This window comes from Xanthomonas sp. D-99 (assembly GCF_017746145.1).
Lineage (GTDB): Bacteria > Pseudomonadota > Gammaproteobacteria > Xanthomonadales > Xanthomonadaceae > Xanthomonas > Xanthomonas cissicola.
This window is the reverse complement of the sequence record NZ_JAGHWU010000016.1, coordinates 1-17,158: the sequence shown is the minus strand read 5'-3', so window position 1 is coordinate 17,158 and position 17,158 is coordinate 1. Positions and strand designations below refer to the sequence as shown.

At 56.7% G+C, this 17,158-nt stretch carries 15 protein-coding genes, 1 tRNA gene and 1 pseudogene; all 17 read left to right on the top strand.

What is annotated here, in order from left to right; translation table 11 throughout:
* Positions 1-17 precede the first annotated feature (17 nt).
* On the top strand, positions 18-2,039 hold the full coding sequence (gene uvrB, locus J7360_RS07185; protein ID WP_007962222.1) for an excinuclease ABC subunit UvrB: 2,022 nt from the start codon (positions 18-20) through the stop codon (positions 2,037-2,039).
* A gap of 95 nt (positions 2,040-2,134) precedes the next feature.
* Positions 2,135-2,209 (top strand) — tRNA-Val (locus J7360_RS07180).
* Positions 2,210-2,910: 701 nt separating this feature from the next.
* Positions 2,911-3,152, top strand: a pseudogene (locus J7360_RS07175) (hypothetical protein).
* Between the two features lie 36 nt (positions 3,153-3,188).
* The gene (locus tag J7360_RS07170; RefSeq protein ID WP_209033553.1) at positions 3,189-4,862 is read left to right on the top strand and encodes a type IV secretory system conjugative DNA transfer family protein; all 1,674 of its coding nucleotides are present in this window, start codon (positions 3,189-3,191) and stop codon (positions 4,860-4,862) included.
* A gap of 332 nt (positions 4,863-5,194) precedes the next feature.
* Positions 5,195-5,605 (top strand): TcpQ domain-containing protein, encoded by a 411-nt coding sequence (locus J7360_RS07165; protein ID WP_005914237.1) that lies wholly within the window; start codon positions 5,195-5,197, stop codon positions 5,603-5,605.
* A gap of 124 nt (positions 5,606-5,729) precedes the next feature.
* Positions 5,730-6,761, top strand: a complete 1,032-nt coding sequence (locus J7360_RS07160; protein WP_165785455.1) for a type IV secretion system protein — start codon at positions 5,730-5,732, stop codon at positions 6,759-6,761.
* Complete coding sequence (locus J7360_RS07155; protein ID WP_005920257.1) at positions 6,758-7,525, top strand: TrbG/VirB9 family P-type conjugative transfer protein; 768 nt, start codon at positions 6,758-6,760, stop codon at positions 7,523-7,525. The genes J7360_RS07160 and J7360_RS07155 overlap by 4 nt, the downstream gene beginning before the upstream one ends.
* Positions 7,522-8,691, top strand: coding sequence for a TrbI/VirB10 family protein (locus J7360_RS07150; protein ID WP_343237344.1), 1,170 nt, complete (start codon positions 7,522-7,524; stop codon positions 8,689-8,691). The genes J7360_RS07155 and J7360_RS07150 overlap by 4 nt, the downstream gene beginning before the upstream one ends.
* Positions 8,692-8,696: 5 nt before the next feature.
* The gene (gene virB11, locus J7360_RS07145) at positions 8,697-9,746 is read left to right on the top strand and encodes a P-type DNA transfer ATPase VirB11 (RefSeq protein ID WP_005914233.1); all 1,050 of its coding nucleotides are present in this window, start codon (positions 8,697-8,699) and stop codon (positions 9,744-9,746) included.
* 62 nt (positions 9,747-9,808) lie between these two features.
* On the top strand, positions 9,809-10,639 hold the full coding sequence (locus J7360_RS07140) for a lytic transglycosylase domain-containing protein (RefSeq protein ID WP_039732210.1): 831 nt from the start codon (positions 9,809-9,811) through the stop codon (positions 10,637-10,639).
* A 56-nt stretch (positions 10,640-10,695) separates the two neighbouring features.
* Positions 10,696-11,112 (top strand): TrbC/VirB2 family protein, encoded by a 417-nt coding sequence (locus tag J7360_RS07135; RefSeq protein ID WP_078566587.1) that lies wholly within the window; start codon positions 10,696-10,698, stop codon positions 11,110-11,112.
* Complete coding sequence (locus J7360_RS07130; protein ID WP_209033551.1) at positions 11,105-11,416, top strand: VirB3 family type IV secretion system protein; 312 nt, start codon at positions 11,105-11,107, stop codon at positions 11,414-11,416. Before J7360_RS07135 ends, J7360_RS07130 begins: the two co-directional genes overlap by 8 nt.
* A gap of 99 nt (positions 11,417-11,515) precedes the next feature.
* Positions 11,516-13,969: a VirB4 family type IV secretion/conjugal transfer ATPase gene (locus J7360_RS07125; RefSeq protein WP_209033549.1), complete on the top strand. Its 2,454-nt coding sequence runs from the start codon at positions 11,516-11,518 to the stop codon at positions 13,967-13,969.
* Between the two features lie 100 nt (positions 13,970-14,069).
* Complete coding sequence (locus J7360_RS07120) at positions 14,070-14,792, top strand: hypothetical protein (RefSeq protein WP_033478371.1); 723 nt, start codon at positions 14,070-14,072, stop codon at positions 14,790-14,792.
* A 107-nt stretch (positions 14,793-14,899) separates the two neighbouring features.
* Positions 14,900-15,976, top strand: a complete 1,077-nt coding sequence (locus J7360_RS07115) for a type IV secretion system protein (RefSeq protein ID WP_209033547.1) — start codon at positions 14,900-14,902, stop codon at positions 15,974-15,976.
* Between the two features lie 19 nt (positions 15,977-15,995).
* A complete protein-coding gene (locus J7360_RS07110; RefSeq protein WP_209033545.1) occupies positions 15,996-16,493 on the top strand; it encodes a DUF4189 domain-containing protein in 498 nt (165 codons plus the stop codon).
* Positions 16,494-16,749: 256 nt separating this feature from the next.
* A partial coding sequence (locus J7360_RS07105; protein ID WP_209033543.1) for a hypothetical protein occupies positions 16,750-17,158 on the top strand: 409 nt, incomplete at its 3' end.

Here is a 17,158-nt window from a genome sequence, read left to right as displayed (position 1 = left end):
GTTCGAAGGTGCGCTCCATGACCGACCGTTTTCAGCTCGTATCCCCTTACTCGCCAGCGGGCGACCAGCCTGCAGCCATCGACAAGCTGGTCGCCAACTTCGAGGCCGGGCTGGCCAAGCAGACCTTGTTGGGTGTAACGGGCTCGGGCAAGACCTACACCATTGCCAATGTGGTCCAGCAGGTGCAGAAGCCGACGCTGGTGATGGCGCCGAACAAGACGTTGGCGGCGCAGCTGTACGGCGAGTTCAAGTCATTCTTCCCGCATAACGCGGTCGAGTACTTCGTCAGCTACTATGACTACTACCAGCCGGAGGCTTATGTGCCGTCGTCGGACACCTTCATCGAGAAGGACAGTTCGATCAATGAACACATCGAGCAGATGCGCTTGTCGGCGACCAAGACCCTGCTGTCTCGGCGCGATTCGCTGGTGGTAGCGACGGTGTCGGCAATCTATGGCCTTGGCGCGCCGGAGGACTACCTATCGCTGCGTCTGATCCTGTCGGTTGGCGAGCACATCGATCAGCGCCAGTTGATCCGCCATCTCACCGATTTGCAGTACACCCGCAACGAGTTCGAACTGACACGCGGCGCCTTCCGCGTGCGCGGCGAGGTGTTGGATGTGTTCCCGGCCGAGTCGGATACCGAAGCCTTGCGCATCGAGTTGTTCGATGGCGACATCGAACAACTGACGTTGTTCGATCCGCTCACTGGCGAAACCTTGCGCAAGTTGCAGCGCTACACCGTGTACCCGAAAACTCATTACGCCACGACGCGTGAGCGTACCTTGAGTGCGGTGGACACCATCAAGGAAGAGCTGAAAGAACGCCTGGAGCAGCTCTACTCACAGAACAAGTTGGTCGAGGCGCAACGCTTGGCCCAGCGCACGCAATTCGATCTGGAAATGATGGCCGAAGTGGGTTTTTGCAACGGTATCGAGAACTACTCGCGGCATCTCACCGGCAAGGCGCCGGGCGAGCCGCCGCCGACCTTGTTCGACTACCTGCCGCCGGACGCGCTGCTGGTCATTGATGAGTCGCATGTGACCATTCCGCAGATCGGCGCGATGTACAAGGGCGACCGTTCGCGCAAGGAAACGCTGGTGGAGTTCGGTTTTCGATTGCCGTCCGCCTTGGACAACCGCCCCTTGCGTTTCGAAGAGTGGGAGGCGCGTTCGCCGCGCAGCATCTACGTCTCGGCGACGCCGGGTCCTTACGAGGTACGCGAGTCTGCCGGCGAAGTCACGGAGTTGGTGGTGCGCCCGACCGGGTTGATCGACCCGGTCGTGGAGATCCGCCCGGTCGGCACGCAGGTCGACGACCTGATGTCCGAGGTCCACGAGCGCATCAAGCTCGGCGACCGTGTATTGGTGACCACGTTGACCAAGCGCATGGCCGAAAACCTCACCGAGTACCTGGGCGAACACGGGATTCGGGTGCGCTACCTGCACTCGGATATCGACACCGTCGAGCGCGTGGAAATCATTCGCGACCTGCGTCTGGGCAAGTTCGATGTGCTCGTGGGCATCAATCTGCTGCGCGAGGGTTTGGACATGCCGGAAGTCTCGCTGGTGGCGATCCTGGATGCCGACAAGGAAGGCTTCCTGCGGTCGACCGGTTCGCTGATCCAGACCATTGGCCGTGCCGCACGCAATCTGCGCGGCAAGGCCATCCTGTATGCCGACAAGATGACGCGCTCGATGCAGGCGGCGATCGACGAGACCGATCGTCGCCGCGAGAAGCAGGTCGAGTACAACCTGGAACATGGCATCACACCGAAATCCGTCGAGCGGCCGATCGCCGACATCATGGAAGGCGCGCGCGACGATGCGGCCGAGAAGAAGTCGGGCAAGGGCCGTTCGAAATCACGCCAGGTTGCCGAGGAGACGCCCGATTACCGTGCCATGAAGCCTGCGGAAATCGCCGGCAAGCTCAAGAGCCTGGAGCAGAAGATGTATCAGCACGCAAAGGATCTGGAGTTCGAGGCCGCAGCCCAGATTCGCGACCAGATCCAGAAGTTGAAAGCGGCAAGTCTGGGCTAGGGCAGAGACGTCTTGGGGCGCGGGGAGGGCTTGTGGTCCTTAAATCCCTGCGCTAGAATGCGCGCCCTGCACAGCGCAATGCTGACGCAGGAAACGGGCGGTTAGCTCAGCGGTAGAGCACTACCTTGACATGGTAGGGGTCACAGGTTCGAACCCTGTACCGCCCACCACTCTAAGTCCAGATGGTACAGGGGCTTGAGTGGTTTCAAGATCGGCAGGCACGTCTGCCACTGACCCCGACGTGACCCCACGCAAAAGTTCTTGCAGCGTTGGCATCTGTCAGCTCGGGTCTGCTGCACTGGAATTCCCGCCTTGCTGCGCTGCGCGTTGCGTATCGACTGGCGATGCGGAGACGCGGCACTGGTGTATGGAAGTGGCTGGCTGCGGTCAAAACGTCGCCGGCCAGGTACGCGGCGATGCTCGAGCGGTGCCAAATCGTGCCGCGCCATCTGTCTGATCTATACGTTGCGGATGATGCGTGATGCTCGCGGCGCCTCGTCCCCCTCTGACGGGTGAACTACTGATGCCGCTCTCGTCCTTCTATCTTGAAAAGTGGCTTGATCGATCGTCGCCGGATGTCAGTTGAGCGCCGGGGCTGGTGGGTGCGTTCACCGCGAAGGGGCGCTTCGTGCGGTAAGCCAGGCTATCGCAGTGCCTTCCACGCGAAGGCGGTAGGCAGTCCAGGTCTTCGGCCGCCCGTGCGCGTCTTCGAAAGCGCACCGAGAGTGCCTCGGCTGTGGGAAATAAGTGTTCAGCGCGGCTGTTTTGCGGGTCAGCGCTGCCTGCCGCAGCCCAGTCAGCCGATACCGCTTTCGCCGTCACACGTCTTGCTTTAGCATCGCCACCGCGCTGACGGAAAGGAAGGCTGGCGATGGACGAGTATCAGCACACCGTGCTGACCAGGGGGGGGACCGTGTTGTGGCGATTACGCGTGACGAGGTGTACGCACCCGACGCCGTCGTGGCATACGCCGTTGTGACCGAGGCGGGTACGCGAATCACTCCGGATTTGTCCCTGGACCAGGCCAAGGTCTGGATCGATTCGCTGGTGGAGAGCGAGAGTGGTGGGCGCAAGTCCGATCTTGTCGACCATAAGCCGGTCGTGCGCCGCTAGCCCGCCATCGTGATGCAAGCCTAAGGAGAAGGGCGCATGTCCAAACCCAAAATCATCGCGATTGCCACGCTGGTGGCGGTGCTAGTTGGATATTGCCTGTCCGGCTATCTGACCCTGTTGTTGCTGCGGCTCGACACCGGTCTGTACGGGTGGGACACCTACTATCGCTATTTCGGCGCTCTTGGGTTGCCCCAAGTGGCGCCTTACGCGACCAAGATCAAGATTGCGGGCGTGCTTGGATTCGGGCTGCCGGTGCTGGTCTGGGCGATTGCCGTTGTGCTCATCGTCAAGCCCAAGCCGCGCGCCCTGCACGGTGACGCCCGCTTTGCCGGCGCCGCCGATCTCTCCAAACATGGGCTGTTCAAGCCCAGCGGAAACGGCATCGTCGTCGGCAAGTTCAACGGCAAGCTGGTGCGATTGAGCGGCCAACAATTCGTGATTCTTGCTGCACCGACGCGCTCGGGTAAGGGCGTCGGTGTCGTCATCCCGAACCTGTTGGAGTATCAAGAGTCGGTCGTGGTCCTGGACATCAAGCAGGAGAACTTCGACCTGACCAGTGGCTGGCGTGCAAGCCAGGGCCACGAGGTCTTCCTGTTCAATCCGTTCGCCGAAGACCGTCGCACACATCGCTGGAATCCGTTGACCTATGTATCGAACGATCCCGCATTTCGCGTTTCGGATTTGATGAGTATTGCAGCGATGTTGTACCCGGACGGGTCCGACGACCAGAAGTTCTGGGTGAGCCAGGCGCGCAACGCCTTCATGGCGTTCGCGTTGTACCTGTTCGAAAACTGGGACGAGGAGCTCTCGCTCGGTTTTCCGGGTGGGGCAGGGGCACCCACTTTGGGCGGGATTTATCGCCTTTCGTCGGGTGACGGTACCGATCTCAAGAAATATCTGAAGTCGCTGTCCGAGCGGCGGTTCCTCAGCAGCAACGCCAAGTCGGCCTTTGCCAACATGCTGTCACAGGCGGATGAGACCTTCGCCTCGATCATGGGCACCTTGAAGGAGCCGCTCAATGCGTGGATCAATCCGGTGCTGGACGCTGCCACCAGTGCGGACGACTTCGTGCTCACGGACCTTCGCAAGAAGAAGATGACCATCTACATTGGCATCCAGCCCAACAAGCTGGCCGAAAGCCGCCTGATCATCAATCTGCTCTTCAGCCAGATCATCAACCTCAACACCCGCGAACTTCCCAAATCCAACCCTGAGCTCAAGTATCAGTGCCTGCTGCTGATGGACGAATTCACCTCGATCGGCAAGGTGGACATCATCGCGACCGCGGTAGCCTACATGGCCGGCTACAACATCCGCCTTCTGCCCATCATCCAGAGCATGGCCCAGCTGGACGCGACCTACGGCAAAGATCTGTCACGCACCATCATCACCAATCACGCCCTGCAGATCCTTTACGCGCCACGCGAACAGCAGGACGCCAATGACTACTCCGAGATGCTGGGTTACACCACGATCAAGAAGAAGAACGTCACCAGAGGGCGGGAGACCACCCATAGCGTGTCAGAAGAGCGCCGGGCGCTGATGTTGCCGCAGGAGCTCAAGGCTATGGGCAATGAAAAGGAAGTGTTCTTGTATGAGGGAATCCCGCATCCGGTGAAGTGCGACAAGATTCGCTACTACGAGGATCGCCACTTCACTGCGCGCTTGTTGCCGAAAACCGAAGTGAAGACGCTTATCATCAGAGTGTGATTTGTGTCTCGTTTGCAGCGCGGGGCCCAGCGCGCAATTCTTGACGGATCTGCTTGTTAAGGGCAAAGTTAGCAAGAGTCTGCGGTTTAGATAGATGGTCGTAGGGGAGCGGCGCCGGATGGGGCCGTACTGGAGTAAGGCTATGGATGGTTTGTCAGCGTATTCATTTTTTCAGCAGCACACACTTGCAACTGGGGCGACCCAGCGGGTCGTAGGACTGCGAAAAACGCATCAATAACAAGTTTCCTCCGGTACCCACTGGTGCGCGGAGGCTTAGTGCTGTCCGTGTTAAGCCCGAAATCTCATGAGTTGGAGAAGTCAGAGTGAATCCGATGTATGTGTCCAAGCTGTCGTTGGTGCTAGTGGCTGCAGCACTGGTAGGCGCGTGCGCGACCAAGCCTGCTCCCGACTTTGGTGGTCGTTGGAAGCACGTCAACCACTTTGACGAGGCGCCTACCGAAATCCCGCTCTACACCTCGTACACGTATCAGGCCACGCCCATGGACGGCACGCTGAAGACCATGCTGGAGCGCTGGGCGGCGGATTCCAATATGCAGCTGTCCTACAACTTGCCATCGGACTACACCTTGATCGGGCCGGTTTCCGCAATCAGCACGACCAGCGTCCAACAGGCTGCCACCGAGCTGAGTGCCGTGTACGCAGCCCAGGGAGTTTCGGTGTCGGTTTCTGCCAACAAGTTGCTGGTCCAACCAGTGCCGGTGTCGTCTGGCGCCAAGCTCTAAGGGCTGCCGTCTGCGTGATGCCTTCGGGCATCGAGCCTTCGGTATTCCTACCTTCTCAAGTACCCGCGACGCGTTGCGGCGATAGTTTCAGGCCTGACAAGGCCTCACGGTGACGGATCTAGACATGTTGCGTAAGAAGGTCAGTGAAAAGGACGGTTCCGCCCAAGTAGGTGCGGCCGTTCAAAAAGCGGTGAATTACGAGGTCAGCATTGCCGACCTCGCGCGCCGCAGCGAAAAGCGTGCCTGGATCGTGGCGACCCTGTCGATGCTCGTCACCGTCATGACAGCGGGTGGCTACTACTACATGCTGCCGCTGAAGGAGAAAGTGCCGTATCTCGTCATGGCAGATGCGTATTCGGGCACTAGCACCATCGCCAAGCTTGAGCCCAACTTCGGTGGTCGAGCAATCAGCACCAGCGAGGCGCTGGCGCGCAGCAATATCGCGCGTTTCATTATTGCGCGTGAGTCGTTTGATCTTTCCATTATTGGTCAGCGTGACTGGAACACGGTCTCGGCGATGGGGTCGACAAATGTAGTGAGCGAGTATCGCGCGCTGCACTCTGCCAACAACCCGTCGAGGCCGCTGAATACGTACGGCAAGCTCCGTGCAATTCGCGTCAATATTTTGAGTATTACCTTGATTGGCGGCAACGGGAAGGCATATACCGGGGCAACCGTGCGCTTCCAGCGAACCGTTTATGACAAAAACTCCACGGTTTCGACGCTACTGGACAACAAGATCGCCACGATGGGGTTCGTCTATCAGGATAATCTTGAGATGAGCGATAGCCTGAGGGTGGAAAATCCTCTGGGTTTCCGCGTCACTGATTACCGCGTAGATAATGATTACTCCGCGCTGCCCGTTGCCCCAGCGGCTGGCGCGGTTATCAATGCTCAACCTCAGGCAGCAGTGCAGCAGCAGGTCATGCAGCAGCCGATGACTGGGATGACCGATCCAAATGCAGCAGGTGCCGCCATTGCACCTCAAGCGGGCGTTCCGCTGCAACAAGGCATGCAGCAACAAGGTGGCGCGCCTCAGCAACAAGCGCAGCCAGCATTTCCTGATCAAATGCAGCCGGCCGGCCAGCTGCAAGCGCAGCCTGCAATGCAACCCCAAGGGATGCCCAAGAATGTCAATGGAGCAAGTGGTCGATGAAACTTTTTAACCGATATAGGGTTGCGTTGTTGTCAGCGCTACCACTTGCGCTGTGTGCCTTGTCAGCAGCTGCTCAGGTGGTACAAGAGTATGAGTATGCACCCGACCGTATCTATCAGGTGCGCACAGGCCTTGGCATCACCACTCAGGTGGAGCTGAGCCCGAACGAAAAAATTCTGGATTACAGCACCGGTTTCACTGGTGGATGGGAGCTCACGCGGCGAGAGAATGTTTTTTACCTCAAGCCTAAAAATGTCGACGTCGATACGAACATGATGATTCGTACCGCGACGCATTCTTATATTCTTGAGCTCAAGGTGGTGGCAACAGATTGGCAACGTCTCGAGCAGGCGAAGCAAGCGGGTGTCCAATATAAGGTGGTGTTTACCTACCCGAAGGACACAAGCTTCAATAATGTCGCGGATGCGGATACTTCGAAGAACGGCCCACTGCTGAATGCCAAGATCTTGAAGGATCGTCGCTACTATTACGATTACGATTATGCGACACGGACCAAGAAATCCTGGTTGATTCCAAGCCGTGTCTATGATGACGGTAAATTCACTTATATCAATATGGATCTGACGCGTTTTCCGACTGGAAATTTTCCTGCGGTCTTCGCTCGCGAGAAAGAGCACGCCGAAGATTTTCTCGTTAATACGACGGTAGAGGGTAATACTCTGATCGTGCACGGAACCTACCCTTTCCTGGTGGTTCGTCATGGCGATAACGTCGTCGGTCTGCGAAGGAACAAGCAAAAGTGAATTCGAATATTCCAAACAGCCCTGATGAGCGCATCCAGAACCATGGCGGCGATGAGCAGCATAACGGCGACCACAACGAGCGCAACAATCCTTACTTCGCGCGCCAGCAGGCCAGTGCGGAACCGGACCTGGATGCCAATGAGCCGATCTTAAGGTCGAGCGACATCAAGCGACTTAATCGCAAGGCCCTGGTGTTTCTTGCAGCCATTGCAGCTCTCTTGATTCTCGCCATCTTCTGGCTAGCGACGCAAAGCGGGGAGGATTCCGCGCCCCCGAAGCCGCGTACCGAGACGGTGGTCGCACCTGCATTGCCGCAGAGCATGACTGCGCCGGTTGAGCAGGCGCCAGTCCCGCTAGCTCAGCAGCCCAGTTTGCCGCCACTGCCGCCAATGCCGACCGACAATAGCGAAGAGGTCAGCTCCGCACCGGAGCGTCAGCGCGGACCAACGCTGTTGGAGCGTCGCATCCTTGCCGAGTCTGCTGCAAATAGCGGTGGGGTTCCCGGTCAACTTGGGGCACAGCCTGCACCTGCTCAGGAAGATGGCCCGGTCACGCTGGCCAAGCCGATCAGCAACCCGGACGGTCTGCTGGTGCGCGGTACCTATATTCGCTGCATCCTGGAGACTCGCATCATCTCCGATTTCGGTGGCTATACATCGTGCATCGTCACCGAACCGGTCTACTCCATCAACGGGCACAACCTGCTTCTTCCGAAGGGGTCCAAGATGCTGGGTCAGTACAGTGCCGGTGAGCCGACCTCTCATCGTCTCCAAGTTGTCTGGGACCGCGTCACTACGCCCACCGGTTTGGATGTCACGCTCATGGGGCCAGGCATCGATACGCTCGGGAGCTCCGGTCATCCGGGCAACTACAACGCGCATTGGGGTAACAAGATTGCTTCAGCCTTGTTCATCAGTCTGCTGAGCGATGCATTCAAGTACGCAGCGGCAGAATATGGCCCCGAGACCACAACGATTGGCGTGGGCTCCGGCATCATTACCCAGCAACCGTTTGAGAGTAATACCGCACGCAGCATGCAGCAGCTTGCGGAACAGGCGGTCGAAAAATCAGGACGTCGTCCTGCCACACTGACGATCAACCAAGGAACGGTATTGAACGTCTACGTTGCCAAGGACGTCGATTTCTCGGCTGTCCTGCCGAAGTGAATGAAATGGTTGCCATGACGATCGATGACTCCCCGACAGCGCGTATTTCCAACGACTTTCTGGATTACCAGTACTCCGTGCTGGGAATTCTGGACTATCTGAATTCGCCTGACGTGACCGAAATTTGCATCAATCGTCCTGGTGAGCTGTACCTGGAAACAATCCATGGATGGCAGCGAGTCGACGTGCCATCCCTCACCTACGACCGCGCTCGGCAGTTCTGTACGGCGGTCGTCAATGAGAGTAACACCGGGCAACGCATTACCGATGCCGATCCTGTCGTGTCGCTGACGTTTCCGACCGGGCAGCGCGCGCAGTTCGTCATGCCGCCCGCCTGCGATGCGGGCAAGGTGTCCATCACGATCCGACTTCCTTCGAAGCACACAAAGTCGCTGGAGCAGTACAAGCACGACGGTTTCTTCGACGAAGTGCTTGAGCAATCGGCAGATGTAAGCGATCACGACCAAGAATTGCTTGAGCTGCGCCGCAAGCGCGATTACGCAGAGTTTTTCAAGAAGTGCGTGCTTTACAAGAAAAACGTCGTTGTTGCTGGGGCGACAGGTAGCGGCAAAACTACCTTCATGAAGGCGCTGGTCAATCATATTCCGAGCGAAGAGCGCCTGGTGACGATTGAGGACGCCAGGGAGCTATTCATTAGTCAGCCCAACGCTGTGCACCTGCTTTATTCCAAGGGCGGTCAAAGCGCCAGCAACGTGACTGCTAAGAGCTGCATGGAGGCCTGCCTGCGTATGAAGCCAGACCGTATCATCCTTGCCGAGTTGCGCGGTGATGAATCGTTCTACTTCATTCGTAACTGTGCGTCAGGCCATCCCGGCTCCATCACCAGTTGCCATGCTGGAAGTGTTGAGCAGACCTGGGACCAGCTCGCGTTGATGGTGAAGGCCTCCAATGAGGGCTCCGGTCTGGAGTTCGAGGTGATCAAACGTCTGTTGAGAATGACCATCGACATCGTGGTTCACATCAAGGCGCACGCTGGACGGCGCTTCATCACGGGTATCGATTTCGATCCTCTTCGCACCCTGCGCGGCGGCTAGGGCATCGAGTTCGTCTCTGATTTTGATCTGGTTTTGGAAGGAGTACTGACATGTTGCCTGGCATGGAACTGATGGGGTGCACTGGACTGGCCGTCCCCGGCGAGGTAATGCAGCACGTTGTCCGTGTCGAGTCGTCGCGTAATCCCTACGCCATTGGTGTCGTTGGTGGACGCCTGGTGCGCGAGCCACGCGGTCTGGCTGAGGCCGTCGCCACAGCGAAGATGCTGGAGCAGAAGGGTTATAACTTTTCGCTGGGTCTCGGTCAGGTCAATCGGTACAACCTGCAGAAGTACGGTTTGGCTACCTATGAGATGGCATTCGAAAAATGCCCTAACTTGGTCGCTGCCTCAAAGATTCTGGCCGAATGCCACTCGCGTTCTGGCGCCAATTGGGGGAAGTCGTTTAGCTGCTACTACTCCGGAAATTTTGAAACCGGCTTCAAACATGGCTACGTGCAGAAGATCTATGCCTCCATTCGTCAGTCGGTAGCGTCTTCCGGAGCAGAGCCCATCGCGGTCGTGCCAACCCGCCAGGTGCAATTGAAGCCCGCAAACCCCCTGCGACAGGCTGCAGCCGAATTGGCAGACGCGATTGTGTCTCGTCGCATTCAGGAGTTTACCGGGGCGAGCCACACAGCGGCTTCACCGCCAGGGCCTATGCTATCCCAGCCTGCAACAGCGTATTCCTTGCCGAGTCGGGTAGCGCCTGTGGCTCCTGCAGCTGCTCCGGCAGAAAACGAACTGTATGTGGTGAAGGCAACAGGGCAGGGGCGTGGGGTGGCGGTACCAGCCTCCGGCCCGCAGGCTTCGACGATGATCGACCAATCTGCACCCGCTTCTATGCAGCGAGCACCGCAAACAGTTCCGCAAGTGGATAGTGCATTCGTTTTTTAGGATGGAAATTGCCAAGGATATGGCTGCTGGACCCCTCTGTTCCCAAGGAGTTAGACATGAAGTTTGAAATCGACAACAAAACGATCGCCGACGCCAAAATGGTCGGCACGCAGGCAGTCAAGGCATTGGTGTTTACCGCATTGTTGGTGGTAGCGGGTGGTGCTGGCGCGACCACGGGTAGTAACGGCCTGGGTGGTACCGATACACGTGTCTGTGGCTTTCTTAACAACGTGACCAAGCTGCTGAACATGGGTTCGATCGCGGTCGTCACCATCGCAGTTATCGTGGCGGGTTATCAGATTGCCTTCGCACACAAGCGCATTTCAGAGGTGTCTCCCATCCTGATCGGTGGTGTTTTGATTGGCGCCGCCGGTCAGATCGCCAACATGATCCTGCAGAACAAGGAATCGAGTTCTGGGGACTGCTCGGGAGTCGGCGCTTCGCTAATGCAGATCGCCCAATACTATGCATAAAGACGTACTCTTCCGCGGATGCACCCGCCCTGCCATGTTTTTAGGGGTGCCTTACATCCCCTTCTTCATTGGTGCGGGCGGTGGCTTGCTGTTGGGGATGTACATCGATCTTTGGTACCTGTTGACCATCCCGGTCATCATCTTTGCCATGCAGCAGATGGCCAAGCGTGATGAGATGATTTTCAGGCTGCTGGGATTACGCTGGCTGTTCCGAATGCGTGCGCGAAACCTTCAGTGTTATTCAGGAATGTGGGTCTTCAGCCCAAATGAATATCGCAAGAATCCCCCGGGAAAATCGCGATGAGCACGTAGCCGTTACCAACCCCACGCATACAACCCGCGTGGGGTTGGTGTTTGCGATGGTCGCTTGGTGTGATGCTTCCTCTCTAAATTTGGTAAGACCATGTTCAGCCCAGACAGTCCGATCAGCGAGTTTGTTTCCATCTCGACGCATGTTGCGCCGTCCGTCGTCAAGACGACCGCCGGCGACTACCTGTTGATCTGGCATCTGGGCGGCTTGCCGTTCGTGGGGCGAGACGAGTTCGAGCTCGAACAGCGGCATAACACGTTTAACCGTCTTCTGCAGACCCTGCGCGCCCCGGATTTCGCCAACGTTGCATTCTGGGTCCACGATGTACGGCGTCGGCGCAGAATCGGTGCAGGCGGACGTTTCAAGCAGGCATTCAATCAAAATCTGTCTGACGAATATTACACAGCGCTTTCGTCGCAAAAGATCATGCAGAACGAGCTGTATTTCAGCATGATTTACAGGCCGGTAGTCACGGGGCGTCGCTTAGTGGAAAAATCCGCGAACCCGGACAAGATTCGCGCCGAGGAAGAACAGGCTGTCGCGAAAGTTGTCGAACTGGCTACCAATGTCGAAGCCGTGCTCAAGGATTATGCGCCGTACCGTCTCGGTATGTACGAGGCAAAGAACGGCGTGGTTTTCTCCGAAACGCTGGAGTTTCTGGGCTACCTGTTGAATCGCATCGATGAGCCGGTGCCGGTCCTGCCGGCGCCAGTGCCCGCGTATTTGCCCGTCAGTAAGCACATGTTCGCCAACAAGACCGGTGATTTCGTCATTCGTACTCCAGACGGAATCAATCACTTTGGCGCCATCTTGAATATCAAGGAATATGCGGATGGAACCTATCCGGGCATTCTCAATGGCCTGAAGTACCTGGATTTCGAATACGCCATGACGCACTCGTTCAGCCCGGTAGGCAGACACGATGCGCTGAAGGTGTTGGAACGCACCAAGGGGATGATGGTTTCTTCAGGCGACAAATCGTCGACCCAGATTCGCGATCTCGATGTCGCGATGGACGATGTTGCTTCAGGAAACTTCGTGCTCGGCGAATACCATTTTACATTGGCGGTCTATGCCGACAGCCAGGAGAAGCTGGCTAGGCAGATTGCAACCACCCGAGCCGAATTGTCCAATGCCGGCTTCGTTTCGGCCAAGGAAGATCTTGCGATCGCCTCGTCGTTTTATTCGCAGCTACCAGGTAACTGGCGCTTCCGTACGCGCATTGCCAACCTGAGCTCGCTGAATTTCCTCGGCTTGTCGCCGCTGCACAATTTTGCCCAGGGCAAGCAGCACAACAATCCATGGGGCGACTGCGTCACCACCCTGCAGACAACCAATGGGCAGCCGTACTACTTCAACTTCCATGCGACGCATCCGTCCGAAAACTCCCTGGGAGAGAAAGCCATCGGCAACACGATGGTGATCGGCAAATCGGGTACCGGTAAGACGGCGCTGATCAACTTTTTGTTGAGCCAGGTGCAGAAGTTCGACCCGATTCCGACCATCCTCTTCTTCGACAAGGACCGCGGCGCGGAGATCTTTGTGCGCGCGTGCGGCGGCAACTACCTGGCGCTGGAAAATGGTTCGCCGACTGGCTTCAATCCTTTCCAGTGCGAGCGCAACGAAGCCAACACCCAATTCCTGGCCGAGTTGATCAAGGTGCTGGGCGGCAAGGCCGAATATAGCGCCCGTGAGGAAGAAGACATCTATCGTGCTGTGGAAGGCATGCTGGACACGCCGATGCACCTGCGCAGCATGAGCAATTTCCGCAAGAGTCTGCCCAACATGGGCGACGACGGCCTGTATGCGCGTCTGCGCCGCTGGACCGCTGGCAATTCGCTCGGTTGGGTGTTCGACAATCCGGTGGACACGATCGACCTGACGCGGGCGTCGATCATCGGGTTCGACTATACCGACGTGATCGACAACGCCGAAGTGCGCGTGCCGGTGATCAACTACCTGCTGCACCGCCTGGAAGCGCTGATGGACGGCCGTCCGCTGATCTACGTGATGGACGAGTTCTGGAAGATCCTGGACGGCAAGGGTGGCCTGAAGGAATTCGCCAAAAACAAGCAAAAGACCATCCGTAAGCAGAACGGCCTAGGGATTTTCGCCACCCAGAGCCCCGAAGACGCGCTGGCCAGCGACATTGCCGCCGCGTTGATCGAGCAGACGGCCACCATGATCCTGCTGCCGAACCCCAATGCCAGCCGCGACGATTACATGGAAGGGCTCAAGCTCACCGACGCCGAATATCAGGTGGTGGTGTCGTTGGATGAGCGCTCGCGCTGTTTCCTGGTCAAGCAGGGGCACGCCTCGGCGGTGTGCCAGCTCAACCTGCGCGGCATGGATGACGCGCTGTCGGTGATTTCGTCGTCCACCGACAATATCGAAATCATGCACCAAATTCTGGCGGGCAAGGCCGGCAAGCTTGGCGTCACCGTGGACCAACTGACGCCGGAGCAGTGGTTGGCCGATTTCTATGCCAACCGCAAGGGCTCGGGCAAGCGCAAGTCCGCCAAGGACAAGGAGGTCGAAGATGCATAGTCACCATCATCGGCAGCACACTTTCCACGTATCAACTTCATCTGTGTCAGGAGGCAAAAACATCATGGCAACCAAGTTCAGACATTTTTCTTGCGTGTTCATGGGGCTGGTGCTGTTCTGCATGGCCGGAGCCGCCAGCGCGCAGTGGGAAGTCGTCGACAAGGACCTCAACACCAAAGTAAAAGAGATCCAGAATTCACTGAAGCTAGGCAAAAAGCCCAAAGACAAGGACAGCGGGACAGAAGTCGACAAACCCAAGGAAGAGATCAAGGTGGTCCCGGATGACTACGGGATTGCCGATTGTTCAAGCACAACGGCGGGGACGCCGGTGGCGACCCAGCAGAAAGAAGGGTGCGAGCTGATTCAGCGCACGCGCAATTCGCAGTACAACTATATGGTGGCGATGTACGACATCACCAAAAAGCGTCTTGAGCGCTTGCGCAAGATTGAACAAGAGCGCGCAGAGATCAAAGACACTGAACTCGGTAAGTTGGAGGACAACACCAACAAGCTGATCGCACTGAAGACACTGATGGATATTGATCGCCAGCAAATGGAGTCGGCGATGTTTGCGTATCAAACGCGGCTGGGCTTCTTGACTAAGCAACAGGACGCGCAGGCGTGGGCGGCGATGCGTGGCAAGAAGGCGCCCTCCGGCGATCCCTCCAGTCAAGGAGGGATCGGCAGCTTCTTCGAGAGTTTGGGCAACACCTTGGGCGAGTTCGGCAAGTCGGTGGTCGCCGGGGTCGCCATGAAGGCGGCGTTGGATTCGGTCAGATCCGAGAAGCCCAGTGGAATGGATCGGTTGGAAATGGGCAAATGATGTGTGGGCACGCGCAGGATGGGCGTGCCGTAGCGGGGCTTGCGTGTAATCGAACCCGGAGCAGTGAGTGCTCCACGGCCTGGCCGTATAGTGGAATGTGGTGACATATGGATTTTCTGAACAGTCTTGGCAATTACGCGTTTTTCTCGCTGATCAACGATTTCCTGCGCGATGAGATCGATATTTTTCAGTGGACGCTATTACAACGCACCACGGCTTGGGTCGGGATGGTGGCCCTCACGCTGTTGACACTGTGGATTTTGATCCAGGGCTACCGCATCGTGACCGGCCAGTCGCGCGAGGCGGCGATGGGTCTGGTGGTGACGGCGCTGCGCGCCTCGCTGATCATCGCCCTGGCGACGAGCATGGCGGAGGGTTCGTCAAAACTGTACTGGACGCTGACGGAGGGTGTCAGCCAGTCCATTACCCAAGTGGTGACCGGGGATTCGAAAAGTCCCTACGATGCGATCGACAAGAATCTGGGGTTGATGCAGATCGCGATGATGAGCATCGATCAGATCCAGACAGCCGGCAACCAACAGCGCGACGACGAGAAGACCCGTGCGCGCTGGTTCACTGGGGTAGGGATGGCGGGCCCCGGCGTGGTGGGTGGCTCATTGCTTCTGTTGAACAAGATCGGGATGGCGCTGTTTGTGGGCTTCGGTCCATTGTTCATCATGTGCCTGCTGTTCCAGGCGACGAAGTCGCTGTTCAGTAAGTGGCTGTTATACGGCGTAGGCATGGTGTTCTCGTTGGCGGTGCTGAGCTTTATGGTGAGTCTGGCGACGAAGGTGGTAGGCGCGGTAGCTGTGGGGTTCCTGGTGAAGTACGCCCTTCCCGGAGGCACCAGTGAAGGCATCAGCAGCATGGCATTGCAACAAGGAGGGCTAGGTTTGGTCATGACAACCTTGATCGTCACCGCACCGCCGATGGCAGCCGCATTCTTCCAGGGCACGCTGGGTCAGTTCACGGCGTACTCGGCGCTGGGTCAGCTGGATCGAGCCAATCAGGAGCCGGGGGCGGGTAGGCCTTATCATCCGGCGGAGCCTCAACGTGAAAATAGTCAAGTTAACGATAGGGTGCAACATACAGCGCAAGTTAATACTAGAGCAGGTGGTGAATTAAATGCTCCTGTGGCTAATGCTGGCTCACGTGGTGCTGCTAATAATAATCAGGGCTCCTAACTGATCCTTTGGAGGATTAATGCGCTATTTTATTTTTGTTTTTTTGTTTCTTGCGAACAATGCCTATGCACAAACGGCTTGCCCCAACGGTGTGGCTCCTGGAAGCCCACAATGTGGGCCAGATTCTGGTACATCGAGAGGTGAAATTCCGCTTCCCCCTCCTCAACCTAAAGGGGAGTGGATAAAGACTTGGGGGGCAATTGTCAACTCAAGAGAAACGTCTCAGGCATGGGCTTCATTGGAGCAAACGTCAAAAGAGTCTGCAGAAGAAGATGCTATAGATCAATGTAAATCTGCAGGCTTTAAGGGCTGCTACGTTACCTTTACTTATTTTAACCAGTGTGTTGCAATGGCATCCTCTGCATCTGGTACTTCAGAGAGCGGCGTCTCTTCAGCTGCCAATATTTCGATTGCATCGCGTAATGCACTTAACACGTGCCGAGAAAATGGTGGTGCCGGTTGTTCGGTGATATATAAAGACTGCACGAAGCCGCTTTTCAAAAAATACCAATTTTAATTGACATTAAAAATCCAATTTTAATTGGAAATTAAATTTCCATCATTTTGATTTTTCTATTTTGGGTTTATATGGTTAGGCTCTCGAGGCATATTAGGTTTACTGGAGTAGTGGTTGCGCTATTAACTCTTAGCTCTTGCAGCCAAGAAAACGCACCGCAAAGCCATTCGGCTGTCATCGATGCAGTAATTGCTGGTCAAGATTTGAGTAAAACCCAGGTTTTAACTGAAGTTTCTAGCGAAGAAAAAAATCATCAGTGGAATCTGTTGAGATTGCTAAACTGTCGACCGAATTCAAAGAGGGCATGTCCTACGGCGATCTCCGAAAAAAAGTTATCGGCGGTAACTGGAAACCAGTTGTCAGTACTGAATGCAAAAAAAACGTGGTTGGCGATGACTTCGAAGGTGTGTGCTCCAAGGATCCAAAGCGATGTGCTATTTGCGATGAGTTGCCAGAGTTGAATATCTGTAGCGGCGACGGGCATTGTATAACGGAATTTTCCAGCGTCGACGGTCGTCAAGTGTTGAAGGTTTCCACGTACGGCGAAATTCAAGACGGGCTAGTAGAGGGTGATAAATCGAGGCTTTTCGTTTCTTGGTGGGATGTATCGACTAAGGAAGGTCTGATCAACTCACCGCAGATGCGCGACACTATCGCCTTATGTA